Annotated in this window: 20 protein-coding genes; 10 read left to right on the top strand and 10 right to left on the bottom strand. The window is 43.6% G+C overall.

The features are described from left to right. Positions 1-40 precede the first annotated feature (40 nt). Positions 41-916, bottom strand: coding sequence for a LysR family transcriptional regulator (locus MCT08_RS10795; protein ID WP_274678397.1), 876 nt, complete (start codon positions 914-916; stop codon positions 41-43). Positions 917-1153: 237 nt separating this feature from the next. Here MCT08_RS10795 and MCT08_RS10790 point away from each other — a divergent pair, with 237 nt between their 5' ends. The 7 genes from MCT08_RS10790 to recR all read left to right on the top strand — a co-directional run bounded on the left by MCT08_RS10790 (position 1154) and on the right by recR (position 6903). Then, on the top strand, positions 1154-2272 hold the full coding sequence (locus MCT08_RS10790; protein ID WP_274678396.1) for a response regulator: 1119 nt from the start codon (positions 1154-1156) through the stop codon (positions 2270-2272). A gap of 194 nt (positions 2273-2466) precedes the next feature. Continuing rightward, the gene (locus MCT08_RS10785) at positions 2467-2598 is read left to right on the top strand and encodes a hypothetical protein (RefSeq protein WP_141652834.1); all 132 of its coding nucleotides are present in this window, start codon (positions 2467-2469) and stop codon (positions 2596-2598) included. 45 nt (positions 2599-2643) lie between these two features. Further along, positions 2644-3009 carry a YbaN family protein gene (locus tag MCT08_RS10780; protein WP_053310182.1) on the top strand — a complete coding sequence of 122 codons (366 nt, stop codon included), beginning with the start codon at positions 2644-2646 and terminating at the stop codon, positions 3007-3009. Between the two features lie 153 nt (positions 3010-3162). Then, positions 3163-3708 carry an adenine phosphoribosyltransferase gene (gene apt, locus MCT08_RS10775; RefSeq protein WP_053310181.1) on the top strand — a complete coding sequence of 182 codons (546 nt, stop codon included), beginning with the start codon at positions 3163-3165 and terminating at the stop codon, positions 3706-3708. 21 nt (positions 3709-3729) lie between these two features. Then, positions 3730-5871: a DNA polymerase III subunit gamma/tau gene (gene dnaX, locus MCT08_RS10770; RefSeq protein ID WP_274678395.1), complete on the top strand. Its 2142-nt coding sequence runs from the start codon at positions 3730-3732 to the stop codon at positions 5869-5871. 84 nt (positions 5872-5955) lie between these two features. Next, positions 5956-6285, top strand: coding sequence for a YbaB/EbfC family nucleoid-associated protein (locus MCT08_RS10765; RefSeq protein ID WP_053310179.1), 330 nt, complete (start codon positions 5956-5958; stop codon positions 6283-6285). 18 nt (positions 6286-6303) lie between these two features. Next, on the top strand, positions 6304-6903 hold the full coding sequence (recR, locus tag MCT08_RS10760; protein ID WP_053310178.1) for a recombination mediator RecR: 600 nt from the start codon (positions 6304-6306) through the stop codon (positions 6901-6903). Between the two features lie 133 nt (positions 6904-7036). Here the strand turns inward: recR and MCT08_RS10755 are convergent, their stop codons facing one another. Then, the gene (locus MCT08_RS10755) at positions 7037-7285 is read right to left on the bottom strand and encodes a YkgJ family cysteine cluster protein (protein WP_080996331.1); all 249 of its coding nucleotides are present in this window, start codon (positions 7283-7285) and stop codon (positions 7037-7039) included. Between the two features lie 154 nt (positions 7286-7439). Here MCT08_RS10755 and MCT08_RS10750 point away from each other — a divergent pair, with 154 nt between their 5' ends. Then, positions 7440-7877: a YcgN family cysteine cluster protein gene (locus MCT08_RS10750; protein ID WP_168522795.1), complete on the top strand. Its 438-nt coding sequence runs from the start codon at positions 7440-7442 to the stop codon at positions 7875-7877. A gap of 119 nt (positions 7878-7996) precedes the next feature. On the opposite strand, the gene MCT08_RS10745 is transcribed toward MCT08_RS10750, so the two are convergent. The 5 genes from MCT08_RS10745 to gap form a co-directional block, all read right to left on the bottom strand. Then, entirely contained in the window at positions 7997-8350 is a 354-nt protein-coding gene (locus MCT08_RS10745; RefSeq protein ID WP_172531931.1) for a hypothetical protein, read from the bottom strand. 153 nt (positions 8351-8503) lie between these two features. Beyond that, positions 8504-9427: a ChaN family lipoprotein gene (locus MCT08_RS10740; protein WP_274678394.1), complete on the bottom strand. Its 924-nt coding sequence runs from the start codon at positions 9425-9427 to the stop codon at positions 8504-8506. 69 nt (positions 9428-9496) lie between these two features. Next, entirely contained in the window at positions 9497-10318 is an 822-nt protein-coding gene (gene rlmA / locus MCT08_RS10735; protein ID WP_171979956.1) for a 23S rRNA (guanine(745)-N(1))-methyltransferase, read from the bottom strand. Positions 10319-10410: 92 nt separating this feature from the next. Then, complete coding sequence (locus tag MCT08_RS10730; protein WP_168522789.1) at positions 10411-11292, bottom strand: D-hexose-6-phosphate mutarotase; 882 nt, start codon at positions 11290-11292, stop codon at positions 10411-10413. Positions 11293-11445: 153 nt separating this feature from the next. Further along, positions 11446-12441, bottom strand: a complete 996-nt coding sequence (gap, locus tag MCT08_RS10725; protein ID WP_053310168.1) for a type I glyceraldehyde-3-phosphate dehydrogenase — start codon at positions 12439-12441, stop codon at positions 11446-11448. Positions 12442-12778: 337 nt separating this feature from the next. Between gap and msrB the strand changes: the two genes are divergently transcribed. Continuing rightward, positions 12779-13183 carry a peptide-methionine (R)-S-oxide reductase MsrB gene (gene msrB, locus MCT08_RS10720; RefSeq protein ID WP_274678393.1) on the top strand — a complete coding sequence of 135 codons (405 nt, stop codon included), beginning with the start codon at positions 12779-12781 and terminating at the stop codon, positions 13181-13183. A 198-nt stretch (positions 13184-13381) separates the two neighbouring features. Here the strand turns inward: msrB and MCT08_RS10715 are convergent, their stop codons facing one another. After that, entirely contained in the window at positions 13382-14209 is an 828-nt protein-coding gene (locus MCT08_RS10715) for a DUF2989 domain-containing protein (RefSeq protein WP_053310166.1), read from the bottom strand. Between the two features lie 101 nt (positions 14210-14310). Between MCT08_RS10715 and MCT08_RS10710 the strand changes: the two genes are divergently transcribed. Then, positions 14311-14595, top strand: a complete 285-nt coding sequence (locus MCT08_RS10710) for a YeaC family protein (protein WP_261915675.1) — start codon at positions 14311-14313, stop codon at positions 14593-14595. A 97-nt stretch (positions 14596-14692) separates the two neighbouring features. Here the strand turns inward: MCT08_RS10710 and ansA are convergent, their stop codons facing one another. Further along, a complete protein-coding gene (gene ansA / locus MCT08_RS10705) occupies positions 14693-15706 on the bottom strand; it encodes an asparaginase (RefSeq protein WP_053310164.1) in 1014 nt (337 codons plus the stop codon). 120 nt (positions 15707-15826) lie between these two features. Further along, positions 15827-17677 carry a signal peptide peptidase SppA gene (gene sppA / locus MCT08_RS10700; protein WP_274678392.1) on the bottom strand — a complete coding sequence of 617 codons (1851 nt, stop codon included), beginning with the start codon at positions 17675-17677 and terminating at the stop codon, positions 15827-15829. Positions 17678-17704 lie beyond the last annotated feature (27 nt).

The raw sequence follows: 17704 nt of genomic DNA, 5'->3' as shown, positions 1-17704 counted from the left end.
CTGGGTCTCTTACAAGACAACAAAACGCTTAATCTAGAATTTAGTCAGTGTGATAGGCAATCACAAAATCGATAAATAAACGGACTTTTTCAGGTAAATGATCTTTGTGGTTGTAAAGCATATAAATATCACGTGGGTTTGCTACCCAATCGTGTAGCACTCGCACCAGACTTCCATCTTCAATAAACTCCCTTATCATCACATCTGGCATCAAAGTAATACCCAGACCTTCAGAGCAGGCACTGCGAACGACATTGAGGGTATTCGCTTGAAAGCGACCTTTATCGTTATTAACTATGCTTTCCCCTTTGTTATTCGTCAGTTGCCACTTCATTAGAGGGTGGCCTTTAAGCAGCGAATGGTTACTGAGTTCTTCTGCATGAATGGGGGCCGGATGCTTAGCCAGATAAGTAGGGCTTGCCACCAAGATGTCTTTTACTTCATTAATTTTTCGTGCAATTAGGCTAGAGTCTCTTTGTGGTCCAACTCTGAAAATGACGTCCCATTCGGTCGGGTCAAGCTGGTCAGCATGATTGCTCGTGGTGAGCTCAATGTTGATATCAGGGTACTGATTCATAAACGCATTGAAGATGGGCATCATCATGCGCTTTGTCACGTTGGATGGTGAGGATATTTTGAGTTTACCTGAGGCCCCTCGGCAGTCGTCAGTGATCTCTTCAGTTGTCGCCGCGAGTCTGTGCAGTAAAGGTGAGCACTCTTGAAAGAATCGTTCGCCGGCTTCAGTTAGCGACAGTTTCCGAGCATGACGATTCAACAGCCTAAGATTCAACGAATCTTCAAGTGCTTGAATGCGTCGGGTAATGGTTGCTACTGGGATCATCGTTTTACGTGAAGTAGCGGTGTAGCTTCCATTTTCGACCACCAGTCGAAATAGGTTTAGGTCATCTAATTTCATTATTCCTGACACATTATTTTGCGAATTTGAGTAATCTATACGTATATCATTTGTCAAAGTTTGAGTCATATCAACTTGTTTGACGAAAAGTGATATTCAATACATATAGTAGGTAGCCTCAAAAGAAAGTGGAACATTTGTATAAATCTTATTTAGATACTACCTTATAAAGTATCGTATCAATCCATCTTATAACAATAATATAACCGCTTTTAAAAGCATTGTGAGGCGATAACCATGTACAAATCTCACAGTCAGGTTGGTGAGCGCTCGGCACAAAAACGTATAGAGAATACTCCCATCGACCAGAAGCTCATTATGCTCGTTGATGATGATCCTATTTTCAGACATATCACCAGTGGCTACTTGGCTTCTCAGGGCTATCAAGTGCTTGAAGCCGAAAATGGCCTTGATGGCTTACGCAAATTAAAAGATGCAGAACCCGATCTTATTGTCTGTGATCTTGCAATGCCAGTGTTAAATGGTATTGAATTTGTTGAAGAAGTGAGTCTGGAATATCCTTCAATGCCATTGATTGTGGTATCTGCGACCGATGAAATGTCTGATGTCGCCAAAGCCTTGCGCTTTGGCATCAAAGATTTTCTACCCAAACCAATTGGTAACCACCAACATCTTGGTTGTGCGATTGAAAGTACACTAGAAGATTCATTCAGTCGTTTGGCGGATCAACGTGACTTCTCAACTCAGTGGTTTCGTATTGATGATGATGGTGATGTTCCTGAAGAGCAGGAATTACATTGGCATCTCGAGTATTTACAAGATAATCCAAATGCTGCAAGAGATTTGCTTCACGCCTTGTTACCGGATAAAGACACCTCGCAAGGAAGTTGGAAATGCACTTATCGACTTTTACAGTCTGCTGATGTGATGCCTTTGGTCTTTGATTATGCGTGGCTAATGAATGGGCAATTTGCTTTTTACTTAGTTGATTCAAATAATTACCATGAAGATGGTGTTGCCTCGACCTTATTGGTCAGAGCCTTATTTCATGACTATCTGCGTAACTTAAAGAGCTTCAGTGCTGATCTAAAAAATATGGCTGAGATATTGGAAAAGGGGATTGAGTGCGCTAAATCGGCCAACTCCGTCAAAGCGCTATTTGGTATTGCGGATCTCGCTGAAGGAACGGTTTCGTTGTTGCCGGCTGGTTTGGACTGCCAGTGGTCTAACGGCTACATCAACCAACACATAGCACCTGGTGTTAACTTAGGTGAAAACTGTTTGAAAAATTTTATTACCAAGGATTTACCGATTAATTCAGCCTGCCAACTATCAAGTAATCGATTAGGTTCCAGCAGCTTTAAACTGGATATTTATCAAGGCAAAGATGCCTGACTGATCGGTGAAGCTGATTAATTCGCTAGTCGTTATTAGACTTTAATAACCCTAATTTTACTCTGTGTTTGTGGTGATGTGTTTGAGGTATAGTTTGCGCCTAAAACAATAATCACTAAATCCGTTTACTTTTCATTAACCCTAATTGATAAAAAGAGCGGAGAAAACAGTCACCCAACACTAGAGAAGTAGCAATGGCAGACCAAGATTTTAAAGAACCTTATAACGTTTTTTACTTTTTAGGCTTAATCGCCGTCATTTTAATCCCGACTTTACCTGCAACACTGACTTGGATTCGTGTATTTAACGGCTATTCAGGTTTTTAATTTTGAACGGAGCTCGTCATTAATATTCGTCATCTTTTTCTTAATATTTTTGGCGGGCTGAGCCTAGTTTTAGGCATTATCGGTATTTTCTTACCTCTACTCCCAACGACTCCATTTATCCTACTCTCCAGTGCTTGTTTTTTGAGAAGCAGCCCTCGCTTTCATTATTGGTTACACCATCACCGTATCTTTGGTCCAATACTCGATAATTGGCAACAGTATCGCGCTGTCTCTCAACAAGTTAAGCAACGAGGTTGCATATGGATTATCGCGAGTTTTGCTTTTTCTATCTGGTTTGTTCCTCACTCTTGGTTAAAAATCATGTTGTTTATCATGCTTGTGGGATTGATCACTTGGTTTATTCGCCTTCCAGTTCATGAGCAGGTTGCTAACCAACAAGAAAATCACTAGCATTATAGAGAAGTGTGCCCACTCTTCGAGTGGGCGTTTGTTTTTTCAGCGACTAGATATATTGGCATATCGATAGTGCTGAGAGCTCATGCTCTACCACTCTAAGCCTGTATAAGCCTTGGGGTCTACGAGCCAATCGAAGTAAATGAAGTTATGACAACTGAAACTATCTCTCTGATCAAATCAAGCATCAAAAGTATTCCTAATTATCCAAAACCGGGCATTCTATTTCGTGATGTCACCAGTTTGCTAGAAGATGCTCAGGCATACCAAGCGACCATTGCATTGTTGGTTGAAAAATATAAGGACATGGGCTTTACCAAGGTCGTGGGCACTGAGGCGCGTGGTTTCCTATTTGGTGCACCACTTGCGTTGGAGTTAGGCGTTGGTTTTGTACCTGTACGTAAGCCAGGCAAATTGCCACGAGAAACGGTTGCCCAGTCTTACGAGTTAGAGTACGGCACCGATACCTTGGAAATTCATGTCGATGCCATTAAGAAAGGCGATAAAGTTCTGATGGTTGATGACCTGCTTGCGACGGGTGGCACGATTGAAGCGACCACCAAATTGATCCGTCAATTAGGGGGTGAAGTTGACCATGCTGCGTTTGTGATTAATCTACCTGAAATTGGTGGAGACAAACGTTTACAAGCAATGGGACTAACCGTCTATAGTATCTGTGAATTTGAAGGTCACTAAGTCAACCAACTGGAAGTATTCATGAGTTATCTTGCCTTAGCGCGAAAATGGCGACCAACGAAATTTAATGAAGTAGTCGGACAAGCTCATGTCTTGACGGCGCTTGAAAATGCATTAGCACAAAATAGATTGCATCATGCTTATCTGTTTAGCGGCACTCGTGGTGTTGGAAAAACGACCATCGGTCGATTGTTTGCCAAAGGGTTAAACTGTGAAACGGGTATCACCGCCACTCCTTGTGGTGAATGTGATACATGCCGTGAAATTGACCAAGGACGCTTTGTTGATCTTTTAGAGATTGATGCTGCATCACGCACTAAAGTTGAAGATACTCGTGATTTACTGGATAACGTGCAGTACAAACCTGCACGTGGTCGCTTCAAAGTTTATTTGATCGATGAAGTTCATATGCTCTCTCGCCACAGTTTTAACGCTTTGCTTAAAACGTTGGAAGAGCCACCTGAATATGTGAAGTTTTTACTTGCGACGACTGACCCGCAAAAATTACCTGTTACTATTTTATCGCGTTGCTTACAGTTCAATCTTAAACCAATTAGCGTTGAAAATATCCATGAGCAGCTAGAGCATATTCTATCAGTCGAACAAGTAGCTTGTGAATCAAGAGCGCTAGGTATGATAGCGCATGCGGCCGACGGTAGTATGCGTGACGCACTGAGCTTAACCGACCAAGCCATCGCCTTAGGCAATAATCAGGTTATGGTTGATGTTGTTGCTCCCATGCTTGGCACGTTAGATACTGACCAAGCATTGAACTTACTACAAGCCATCAGCAGTAAACAGCCACAAACAGCAATGAATAGTGTAGAGTCTTTGGCTCAACATGGCGTTGATTGGGATGGATTGTTACAGCAAATCGCGATGCAATTGCACCGCATTGCTATGTATCAAACCTTACCTGCTACACTGGATAAAATGCAGCCAGATGCTGAAAAAATTCAGCTATTGAGCAAAGCATTGAGCCCACAAGATGTTCAGCTTTATTACCAAATTGCGTTGAAAGGTCGTGAAGATTTAGCCTTGTCACCGACGGCGCGTGTTGGTTTAGAAATGATTGTCTTACGTATGATGGCGTTTCGCCCTGCGTCAGTGTCGCTGGTTAATACTATTAGCACTGATGTGTCTAAACCTAGCGAACCTCAAGCTCAACAGTCAGCACCAGTTTCTAGTGTTGCAGCTCCATCTCAAACCGCACCCAGACCAAATGTTACTCCTGCGCAGCCGGTAGTATCGACAGAACCGCAACCTGGTTACCCTAGCTACGAGGCGGATCGAGAGTACGATAGTCGCTATTCTGACATGAATTATGATGACTCTAATGCAATGGACTATGTACCAGAAGCATATTCGCACGCGTCATCAGCCCCCCCAGTCTCTCAACAACCAGCCACACCGCCACCAGCACAGTCGGTTTCACCGATAGCAGGGTTACGCCATCAATTGCGCTCTCAGCGTAAAGGGTTAGCTCAACCAGTAAAAGGTTCTAATCCAACAAGGAACGGTGGAAAAAAGTCTAATGCGGCATCTGCTCAACCTGAATCTGTGCTTGAACGCGTTGCGTCGCACGGTAAATCAGCGCGGATGTCGCCTGCATCAAAAAACAAGCCTGAGAGCGACCAACCTCTTGGTAATGAACCTTATCAATGGCGTCCAACACAGACTGAGGTCATTGAGCCACAACAGAAAACTGAGCTGACACCCACTCAAATTAAACAAGCTTTGGAGCATGTTAAAACCCCTGAAATGGCGGCGAAGTTGTTGGAAGAGTCGGTAGCCAAAGACCCGTGGGCAGCATTGATTCAAAAACTGAATACAGCAAAATTGGTTGAACAACTGGCGTTAAACTCTGTCTATCATAAATCAGGTTCATCAATCGAGCTGACATTAAGAGCGAGCCAAGCTCATCTCAATACCGAACGAGCGCAAAGTGAATTATTGCAAGCGCTCAATGAAGTGCTTAATGAAGAGTGTCATCTTAGTGTGACTATCGGTGAACAAGGTGAAACGCCATTAGAGCTCAGAGAGCGGCTGTACCAAGCAAGGTTAGAGCAGGCTTTTGCCAGCCTGGAGAGCGACCCTAGTGTGGTGTTTCTACAAAAGCGCTTTGAAGCTGAACTTGACCGCGATAGTGTGAGACCAATTTAATCAAATTAACCGTGTGTGGGGTTGAATCTATTCTTTAGTAACCCCACTTTATGTGAAACACCCAATGAAACCAGAGAGATAAACATGTTTGGTAAAGGCGGTATGGGCAACTTAATGAAGCAAGCCCAGCAAATGCAAGATCGCATGCAAAAGCTTCAAGAAGAAATCGCAAATATGGAAGTGATTGGTGAATCTGGCGCAGGTCTTGTAAAGGTCACTATTACTGGTAGCCACAGCGTACGTCGTGTTGAGATCGATGAAAGCTTGATGGAAGATGACAAAGAGATGCTTGAAGATCTTATCGCAGCGGCATTTAACGATGCGGCACGTCGCGTTGAAGAAACTCAAAAAGAAAAAATGGCTTCAGTAACTGGTGGTATGCAACTACCACCAGGCATGAAAATGCCGTTTTAACCAACAAGCAGGTTATTAATGCGTACCAGTCATATGCTGGAGCATTTGATGGAGGCCTTACGTTGTCTGCCTGGGGTTGGCCCCAAGTCAGCTCAACGTATGGCCTTTCATTTGTTACAGCGCGATAGAAAAGGCGGCTTACAGCTAGCCGATGCTTTAAGCCAAGCGATGACGGAAATTGGTCATTGCAGTGAGTGCCGAACTTTCACCGAAGAAGAAACGTGTAATATTTGCACCAACCCCAAGCGCCAAGAAAACGGGCAATTGTGTGTGGTAGAAAGCCCAGCAGATATTGCCGCCGTCGAGGCAACGGGCCAATATTCTGGGCGCTATTTCGTGCTTATGGGTCATCTGTCGCCATTAGATGGTATTGGTCCGAGTGATATCGGTTTGGATACGTTGGACTATCGCTTGCAGCGTGGTGGCATTTCAGAAGTGATTCTAGCGACCAACCCAACGGTCGAGGGAGAAGCAACGGCGCACTATATTGCTGAATTGTGCCGAGCTCACCAAGTGTCCGCAAGCCGTATTGCTCATGGTGTACCTGTTGGTGGAGAGCTTGAGCTAGTCGATGGCACAACGTTGTCTCACTCGCTACTTGGGCGGCAAAAGTTGTAATTGGCTTGAACGCGCCCTAAAGATCAAAAGCCGCTGTGATAATCGCCAGCGGCTTTTTCATTGAACGTTTTATTGGTTGGTCTTTTTCAAGAAATGAATGGCTACTCTTGATGATTATTCAACCAAGAGGTAGCTAGGTTAAAAGCTCCAATTCAGTAATGTTCTGTAGTGCTTCTTGGGCTGTGTTGCCACAAATTATCGGACAAGCCTTAAACTGGTGGCATACTTTGGGCCGTTCTGGCTTGCCAAACAACTTACATAGATTATCGTCGTTAAGTTGAATGCAACGAACCCCTGCCGGTTTACCATTTTCCATGCCTGGAATTGATGAAGAAATACTAGGGGCAATACAGCATGCGCCACAACCGAGTCGGCATTCCATAACATTGTCCGAGAGATAAATTAGGCACGCATCCTAGCAGATATTAGTAGGAATCGCAGCGTCTGTGGTGAATTTTTCTCCTTGAATTTTCTACGCCACAGCGGTATAACACGCCCCCATTCGTTAAGTTAGTCGTTAAGTAAGAAGTCATCCTATGAATACACCATTTTGGCAAACTAAATCCCTAGAGCAAATGACTGAGCAAGAGTGGGAGTCGCTTTGTGATGGGTGCGGTAAGTGTTGTTTACACAAATTAATGGATGAAGATAGTGATGAAGTGTATTACACCAATGTCGCTTGCAGTTGGTTAAACAGCGATACTTGTTCGTGCAAAGATTACCCAAATCGATTTAATTCAGGTGAAGAGTGTTTAAAGCTGACCCGCGATAAAATTGATGAGTTTAACTGGCTACCTGATACGTGCGCTTACCGCCTAATGTCGGAAGGGCAGTCTCTACCACAGTGGCATCCGTTAATCACTGGCTCCAAAGAGGCGATGCACGCCGCGCAAGAAAGTGTCCGTAATAAAGTGGTTTATGAAATCGATGTTATTGATTGGGAAGACCACATTTTGAATCATCCCTCACGTTAGGGAAATGAACCAAGCCCTTCCAAGCATTTAATGTCTGAGTAAATCGTTATGCTGCTGATTATGATGAGTGGTATTGATTTACTCAATAATCAGTGTGCGTTACCCAAGTAGGTTGAACCTCATAATAACAGTAGTAAACCGCCAATCGTTGCCGCAGCGGAAAGATATTGCCCTGCCGAATAGGAGTCATCTTCATCTTCAGGGATCTTGTCTGGGTGGTCTAAGCCTAATGCACCGTGAGCAAAGGATTCTACTTTATCCCCAACGGTTTTTTCCTTGTTTTGATCAACTTTGTTATCTTTTTCAAGCTCCTGCAATGCGGCAAGTAATGCTTTTCCTTCATCGGATAAAGTCACTTTATTTTGCTCGACTTTTAGCGGAGCAGCTGCGCTTGCCTCTGGTGTAGAGTTTGCTTGAGTTTTTACCGATTGACTTGAATACAGCTTAGCTGCACCTGTTCCTACGGGTGTCATACTTCTCTCCTAAAATATGCCCTCAGACAATGTATCGACAGATATACAAAAAACTTGTGCAAAAAAATCGCAATTTGTATGAAATAAACACAAGCAAAAATCGCGCCTATTTATCCGATCAAATCAGACAAAAGACGCAGTCTATTTGATTGGCTATTTACAGGAGAGCTCTGCATTTCGTGTAGCAAGTTGTTTATAGGCTTGCATACGATTGTTCGGTTGGATAAAAGCAGTGGGAACAGGCAGTACCTCTAGTTGAAAATCTGGAGAAAGCGGCTGAATTTTTTCAACTGGGGTAATAACAACGATCTTCAAATTTGGATTGCGACGAAAAATAGAATTTGCAGTACCTAATCCCTGTTGTGTGTGGAATTTACCCGCAATATGCATGACTTGTGAGTTAGGGTGATCAGTCAAATATTCAACAATACTTTCTGCCATGGTTTCATCCCAGGTGATTTGTGCAGCAAACTGATTTTCTGTTTGTTCGGCAGAGCCGTGATGCATCGATGCCATGAATTTTTCTTTATATAAAGATGAAGACATATCAACTTGTCTGGCAACATGTTGTCGTTGTTCTGCTGGCAACCTATCAAGATATTCTATGCCGACTTTTCCTATGCAGCGTACAATCGATTTAGGAGCATTCGCCGCAATGGTGTCGATGTTGTGCGCTTTGGCGTATTCAACCAGTGGGCGGTAGTCACTTTCATAATTTGGCCACGCATTCGCTTGAGAGATAAGGTATTGCTCACCAATTTCGCCTACAAGATAACGATTGAGTACTGGTTGGCTATCGCGTGAAAATTGTTCCATAGACAAAGCGACATCTCGTTTTTGTAGGTTGAGTTGTTCGAGTAGATCAGTTTGAAAACGGTGGATAGCTGGGTGCGTATGCCATTCTCCAACCAAAATAACATCAGCATTTTTAAGCGCTTGAGGTAGGGCTGTGAGAGCGATTGGCTCTCCTTCAGGAGAGGCTAGTTGGTAATCATAAAAGTGTGTGACTGGCTTAGTCGAGTATGTTGTACAGCCCATAAGCCATAGGGATAAAGCAAAATAAATAATCGTGCGCATGAGAGCCTCCATCTAAGTTTTAAATAGTAATGGAGGCGTTGTTAACTTGCAATATAATGAGAATTGTTATCAGTTATTCTTTCTGTAAACGCTGATCATAAAATCCGCCTCACATTCAAATATCTCGGCATTTTTCAAATGAGATCTTAATTCATCACTGGCTCGCCATGCAAACGGGGTCATCTGCAATAAATCAAAGGCATCAGAGCCACTAAGGGACATTGTATAATTAAGCTGTTGTTGGTGTTCTAATGTGAATCCAGCGATTATTTCAGGTGTTTCATCATGCAGCTGTACGGTTTGGTAGATACCTTGTTTGAGCTGGTATAAATGGCGACCCGCGGGCGTAACGGTAATTACGATACCATTAGCTTGAATGCATCGGTTAAGCTCATCAGCTTTGCACGGCGCATAAATCCGCAAGACACCATCAAGTGAGTGATCTGCGAAAGGTAGGCGATGGCTTGATGCGACAACAAAATTGACATTCGGATAACGCTTGGCGGCATAGCGAATCGCGATTTTAGAGATGTCTAAACCATAAGTGGTTGCCTGTGGTGCTTGGTCTGCCAGCGAATGCGCGACAAACTGAGTGTAGTAGCCTTCGCCGCAGCCAATATCTAAAAATTGGTATTGTGAACCTTGCAAATAGTCACAACATAACTGGGTAACAGCTTGACGCATCGGGTCATAATGTCCACCTTCGAGGAAGCGGCGTCTTGCTTGCATCATCTCCTTATTGTCACCGGGATCTTTTGAACGCTTGTGCTGCACAGGCATTAAATTCACATAGCCTTCTTTTGCGCGGTCGAACTGGTGATTATTTTCACATCGGTAGTTTTGTTGATTGAGTGCAAGAGGCTGGTGGCACAGGGGACATTGGTAAGTCATAACGACCTCATGGAGATATTCAAGGCGGCAAGTTTAACGGTATTAGCGTTAAATAAAAAGGGTGGGAAAGTACCACCCTTATATGATTGCGCTTATGCAGAAAGACGAGTGATCAACTGGTGGCTTTCACCGGGTTGCAAGGTTTTACCTGCAGACAAACAAGGTGCATGTAGTGTTGATTCAACACATAACATGGTTTGGTAGCCATCATCAGGCATGTCGGCCATTGATTGTGCTCCTGCTGCCCAGGGGTTCCAAAGTACCGCCGAGTTATGGCCGCTATTTTCAACAGTCAGTGTTCTATTGAGTTTAGCGTCAGCAACCTTAATTTGAGCCTCTGGCGCAGTATAAACACGGTCAATGGTATCGGTGAGGAGTAATTGTTCACCGCCTTGACATACCTTCGCATTCTGTAGGCTATCGATATATTCACGGCCCATACCTGTGGTGGTAGTTTGGCTAATATCGCCAACATTGAGATAAGTATGCAGTGCGCCAGAGAACGTCCATGCTTTCTCATCAGTGTTGGTGACTTCAAGGGTAAGATTTAGTGCATCACCAATTTCTACATACAGACGTGCTTGGAACTGATAAGGCCAGATAGCCAACGTGTCAGCTGTTGCTTCCAATCCAAGAACGACGATGACGCCATGGTCGTTTTCTTTATGTTCAACCAGCGTCCATTCGCTAGTACGTGCAAAGCCATGAGCTGGTGCGGCAATACGGCCAAACCATGGCCAACAAACAGGAATGCCGCCTCTTAGTGCTGCTTTTCCATCAAAAATTGCACTATCACTCATCCAAATAAGATCATCTTTGCCAGCTGGGGTGAATGACACAACGTGGCCGCCATGTAAGGCAATACCTGCGGTTGCTTTATCGTGAATAACACGAACGATTTTCACACCATCTTTTTCAACGATGGTGACGTTATCAGAAAGAAAAGTAAGCGTTGGAAGAGAGTGTAAGTCCATAAATGCCGTTCCTCATGCAGTTCCTGCCAGACAAACGGGTAAGGAACCGGTTGGAGTTGTCCAAAGCGAGTCCCTAGGTAAAGGGACAGATACTAAAAAGGCGACACAATGGCCGCCTTTGTTCTCAACGAATTTCTTCGCTAAACACTTACATTATTTAGAAACGTGAGCGATTAGGTCTAGAACTTTGTTTGAGTAACCGATTTCGTTGTCGTACCAAGATACAACTTTAACGAAGTTGTCAGTTAGAGCGATACCAGCTTTAGCATCGAATACTGAAGTTTGAACTTCGCCGATGAAATCTTGAGATACAACTGCATCTTCAGTGTAACCAAGAACACCTTTAAGCGTAGTTTCAGAAGCTTGCTTCATTGCAGCACAGATAGCTTCGTAAGATGCGCCTTTTTCTAGGTTAACTGTTAGGTCAACTACAGAAACGTTAGCAGTTGGTACGCGGAAAGCCATACCAGTTAGTTTGCCGTTTAGTTCTGGAAGAACAACGCCTACTGCTTTAGCTGCACCAGTTGAAGATGGAATGATGTTTTGAGAAGCACCACGGCCACCGCGCCAGTCTTTAGCTGAAGGACCATCTACAGTTTTTTGAGTCGCAGTAGTTGCGTGAACTGTAGTCATAAGGCCTGAAACGATACCGAAGTTGTCGTTTAGAACTTTAGCGATAGGTGCTAGACAGTTAGTAGTACAAGAAGCGTTAGAAACGATGTCTTGGCCTGCGTAAGATTCGTGGTTAACACCCATAACGAACATTGGAGTTGCGTCTTTAGATGGACCAGTTAGAACAACTTTCTTAGCACCAGCAGTGATGTGCTTACGTGCAGTTGCGTCGTCTAGGAATAGACCAGTTGCTTCAGCAACTACGTCAACACCGATTGCATCCCACTTAAGATCTTCAGGGTTACGCTCAGCAGTTACACGTACAGTTTTACCGTTTACTACTAGGTTACCGCCTTCAACTTCAACAGTACCGTTGAAACGGCCGTGAGTTGAATCGTACTTCAGCATGTATGCCATGTAATCTACGTCGATAAGGTCATTGATACCTACAACTTCGATGTCATTGCGCTCTTGCGCTGCACGGAATACGAAACGACCGATACGGCCAAAACCGTTAATACCTACTTTGATAGTCATTGTAGTTGCTCCACAACTTAATTTCTGATTAAAGATAAACTGGTAGTAAAATTACAAAATCCAGTAAACATCTGCAACAGATAATCGGACTTAACTTGTTCAAAGTCAAAAAAAACTGTCGCTTTTTTTCACAATCCGTCGCAAGTGATTAAAATTTAGACTTTAAGTGGCTTTCGATTACTACCAGCTGGCGTAAAATACTTTAGAGCTCTAAAGCATTTAAGAAATTCTAAACCTACCGTTTTACGGAGAGAAAGTATGTGCTACAAAGAGCTGGCTGTGCAAGTTTTTAGCACAAAAAGAATGGTCAAATTTTGAGAAAAGGAAGTTTTGTTAAGTGGAACGAAAGGTCGAAAATACCATAAAGCCCGATGAATACTGGCGTGAGAAGCTGACTGATGATGAGTTTTATGTATGTCGTCAGCGTGGAACTGAAGCTCCATTCAGCGGCAAGTTATTGCACAATCGTGATACAGGGGAGTATGTATGTACTTGTTGCGAAGCGCTGTTATTTACTTCCACCAATAAATACGATTCAGGTTGTGGTTGGCCGAGTTTTGATGCGCCAATTAACGACACCGCTATTCGCTATTTAGAAGATAGAAGTCATGGAATGGTACGTACGGAGATCCGTTGTGCTCAGTGTGATAGTCATCTTGGGCATGTTTTTCCTGATGGGCCAAAGACGACGGGTGAACGATTTTGTGTCAACTCTGTGTCGTTAATTTTCAACAAAAAGTGAAAAAGCGGTGAGTTTCTCACCGCCTTTCGTTTTATCGTTACAGGTTTTAAAGCTAATTAGTGGTAGACCTATGCCCTTGTCTACTTGAAACTGCAGCGGTGTTGGCTACGTTCGCTTACCCCAATCACATCGTTTATCTATGCTCATGGGGATGAACTCACTTGGCCGCCTACCTGCAACTTGAAGTTGTTTGGGTGTTTATAACTCTGATAGATTCGAAGGCATAAGAGACGCTTTGAATTGCCCATTTTCGATCGCCTCTGTTATTTGATCCGCAATGAGATCTAACCTATCGAATTTCTCTTGAGTGAAGCCATACAATAATTCAAGCTCAGCTTCTGAGGCGACAGGCACATTGAATGCCTTACCGACCATCGCCCAAATGTACGCTTTTTCTTTATGTTTCAGGATCTGATTAGTGCTTGCCAAAGATTTTATAATCTCGATATTAACTGGTTTACCTTTGCTGAGTTCAAGCGAGTGAGTGAGTAAGGCAATACTTTTCTCTCTATCTCTGTTGGTATAAAAAGTAGCAAGCGCATACTGCATTTCTGCATTTTCAAGCTCAGGTTTTCCTTCCAACTGTAAGAATTGACGCTGAGCTTGTTTGTCACCGATTTGACTCCACAAAAAGTAAAGTGATTGTGCTGAGCGTGATTGTTTCAGTTCTTTAACGATGCGATCCAGATCATTCCCCGAATTGACCAGAGCCTCAAAACGTCGCTGCTTAAGCTTGGTTTGGTCTATGGCTTGAATTTGGGAGGCGAGTTCAAGGCATTTTCGATAAGATTTGACCAAACCATATTCTTCAATTTTGTTTTTATCTGTAGGGTTCTTTAGTACCTCAAAGCGGTGCCAAATTAAATCGGTACGAGGAATTCTGCACTGACCATCATCCATATTGAGCTGTTCACAGCGTAAGTTTGGATTATCAGCGCAGAGCTTTTCAGTATTCTTATTGTTTTCAAAGCAGCCACTAGCAAGCAGTGGAAAGCAAAGAATTAGCGTAATTTTTATGCGGTTCATTGTCTTAGCTTGTGATCAAATACACTTATTTATTTGGCTTGCCTTGACTCAATAGATTGGCAAGTTATGTTTGTGATGAATTTGTTAATCAAGGACACATCATGGATGCCAACCAATTAATTAACGCCATCACACCTGAAGCTTATGAGCGTTTATTACACGCTGTGGAAACGGGTAAGTGGCCTGAGGGTACACCACTTTCTCAAGAGCAGCGAGACTCATGCATGCAAGCTGTGATGTTGTATCAATCTAAGCATAATCTAGAAGCTGAGCATATGACAGTTGCCGCCGGTGGTGAAATTAGCTTGAAGTCAAAAAGTGAACTGAAAAAGCGCTTTCAAAAAGGGCAAGAAGATATCGTGCGAGTTAACCCCAATCACGATTAAGCTAACAGTGTTCAAGGTGATATTAAAAAGCCCTATCTAGATAAGACGGGGCTTTTTATTGTCCATAGTTTAATGCAGATGAAATTATACCAACGCGTTATAGGCTCATTTCACCACGCAGTACTTGCTGCATTTTTGTTTTAACTTCCTCATAGGAGAGGTTTTGACTAAGTAAGTAGTGAAGCTTTGCTAATGCAGCTTCTGGCGTCATGTCATAGCCACTAATCACACCTGATTCTGCCAGTGCACAGCCCGTTGCGTAGCCACCCATGTTGACTTTGCCTGCTAGGCATTGCGTTAAGTTGACGACAATCACGCCACGCTCAGAGGCTTCTTTTAAATGACCTAATAATTCAGGGTTTTGTGGTGCGTTACCGACACCGAAGGTGAGCAAAATCATTGCATTTACCGGTTGCAATAAGGTGTTGCGAATAACCTCGTGTGAAATACCTGGGTACATTGTAATCACTCCAATTGGTTGCGGGGTGATGTTATGGACTTTAAAAGTACCTTGAGGTTGCTCGTTGACCTTAACACTATTGCTGATTTGGATGTTAATTCCAGCTTCGAGTAAAGGAGGCAAGTTTGGTGAAGTAAAGGCATTAAAACCATCGGCGTGAGATTTCACACTGCGATTGCCTCTCATCAATTGATTGTTGAAGAATAACGTCACTTCATTGATGGGATAATTGGCCGCAATATGTAAGGCATTAAGTAAATTTGCTTGGCCATCAGAACGAAGTTCAGCCAGCGGAATTTGCGACCCAGTCACGATGACAGGCTTACCTAAATTTTCTAGCATGAAGGAGAGCGCAGATGCCGTGTAGGCCATGGTATCGGTACCATGTAGGATCACGAAACCATCGTATTTATCATAATTATCACGAATATCGTTGGCTATTTGTTGCCAATCTTCAGGGGTCATATCGGAAGAGTCGATCAAAGGATCGTATTCGTGGATGGTAAACTCAGGCATTTCAGGACGGTGGAACTCGGGCATGCCTGCTAATTGTTTTTCCATGAATCCCGCAATTGGGACGTAACCATGGTCGGATTTTAGCATACCAATAGTGCCGCCAGTGTAGGCGATGTAAATATGTTTTCTTGCCATTGCTAGAAACCACTCGTGTAGGGGGGAACAGAGCGGCGATTATAGCGTATTCAATCAATATAAAAAGGGGCGCTTTACACAAAGCGCCCTAGAGTATTATTTAGTTAATAACAGTTATTTTTATTGTACTTGGCAGTTAAGACAGAACGCATATTGTCCTTTTGGATCATTAAAACTGCTGAGTATATTGGCATCTTGCACCAGTTGTTTGGCTGCCGGTTGTAGTGCGGCAGGCAGTATCAAAGATACATCAAACTCAAAGTGAGCTTGTACTTGGCTCATGATATCTTGTAGGAACTGTTGTGCCGGAGTGAGTGGTTCTTCTACCCAGTAAATATTATAGGTTTCCAGATTCGCTAATTCCGCTGCCAGTTTTACCGCGTCATCAAAGTCACCCATTTGGTCGACTAACCCATGGTCCATTGCATCTTGCCCTGTCCAAACACGACCTTGAGCGATGCGGTCAACTTGCTCGGTAGATAAACCGCGGTTTTCACCGACAAGGCTAATGAAACGATGGTAACCGTGTTCTATGCCTAATTGAAGTGCATCGGCTGCACCTTTTGGTAGGCCGGTGGTCACCCCAACACCAGAGAATGGAGATGTGCCAATACCATCGGTATAGACCCCTAGCTTGTTGAGGCCTTTTTCAAAGGTAGTGATGACACTGAAAATACCGATTGAGCCCGTTAATGTGGTTGGCTGAGCAACGATTTTATCCGCGCTCATGGAAATCCAGTAGCCACCGGAAGCCGCTAGGCTCGACATGGAAACCACGACCGGTTTTCCGGCGTCTTTCAATGCTTGGATCTCGTTACGGATTACCTCAGATGCAAAGGCACTGCCACCCGGGCTGTCGACTCGCAACACAACGGCTTTTACTTTATCGTCATTACGTGCTTGGCGAAGTAAACTTGCCGTTGTATCGCCACCCACAGTGCCGCGTGGCTGGGAGCCATCCATAATCGCACCACTGGCCACAACAACAGCCACATCATCCATCTCACTATTAAATTGCGGTGTTATGGTCGCTTGGTATTCGTAGTAACTCATTGCGTTGTAGCTATCTTCGCCATTGCTACCGAATACTTCGGCTAATTCACGACGTACTTGCTGGCGAGTGGCGAGTTCGTCGACCAAGCCGAGTTTCAGCGAAAGCGCGGCAAGGTCACCATTAGTGGCTTTTAGCTGGGTAAGGAATTCTTCCATTGATGGGTTAAGCGTTTGGGCATCAATTTGGCGATTGGTTGAAACATCATCGATGTACGCGCCCCATAGCTGCGTTAACCAACGAGAAGCTGACTCTTTGGCTGCCTGTGACATGTCATCGCGAATAAAAGGTTCAATGGCAGATTTGTAAGTGCCAACACGAAAGACGTGCGTATTGACATCTAACTTTTCTAGCAAGGTTTTATAGTACATGGAATACGCACTATAACCTTTGAGCATCACCGCACCATCAGGCGCTAAGAACACTTTGTCAGCGTAGCTGGCTAAGTAATATTGACTTTGGTTATAGAAGTCACCAATAGCGTAAATTGGTTTACCCGCCGCTTTGAACTCATTGAGTGCTTTAGCTATGTAGCGCAACTTAGTCAGGTTCGTCTCAGGCATTTCACCTAATGCTAAAACTAAGCCGGTGATTTTTGTGTCATTCTTTGCATGGCGAATAGTGTCAACCACGTCAAACAGCACATTTTCTTTTGGCAAATCCTGACCAAAAAATGAACCAGCTACCGAATCCATTGGATTCACATAGGAGCTTTGTTCAACGATAGGACCAGACAAATTGAGCACCAAGGCCGATTCTTTGTCTACGGTCGGAAGAGGGGATTCTGCATGTACATACAAAAAATAAATAATGGCGATACTGAGCAAAAAGAATATGTTGGTTAAAGCCACTCTTACAAAAGTAATAGCTTTCCAAAAACCTTTAAAGATCAAGCCGATAAATCGAAATAGTGATTTCATTGCCTCTCCACTGCGGTTATTCGCTAG

The organism is Vibrio aestuarianus (assembly GCF_028858425.1).
Taxonomy (GTDB): Bacteria; Pseudomonadota; Gammaproteobacteria; order Enterobacterales; family Vibrionaceae; genus Vibrio; species Vibrio aestuarianus.
The sequence above is the reverse complement of the archived record's forward strand: the minus strand, read 5'-3'. Positions and strand labels throughout refer to the sequence as shown.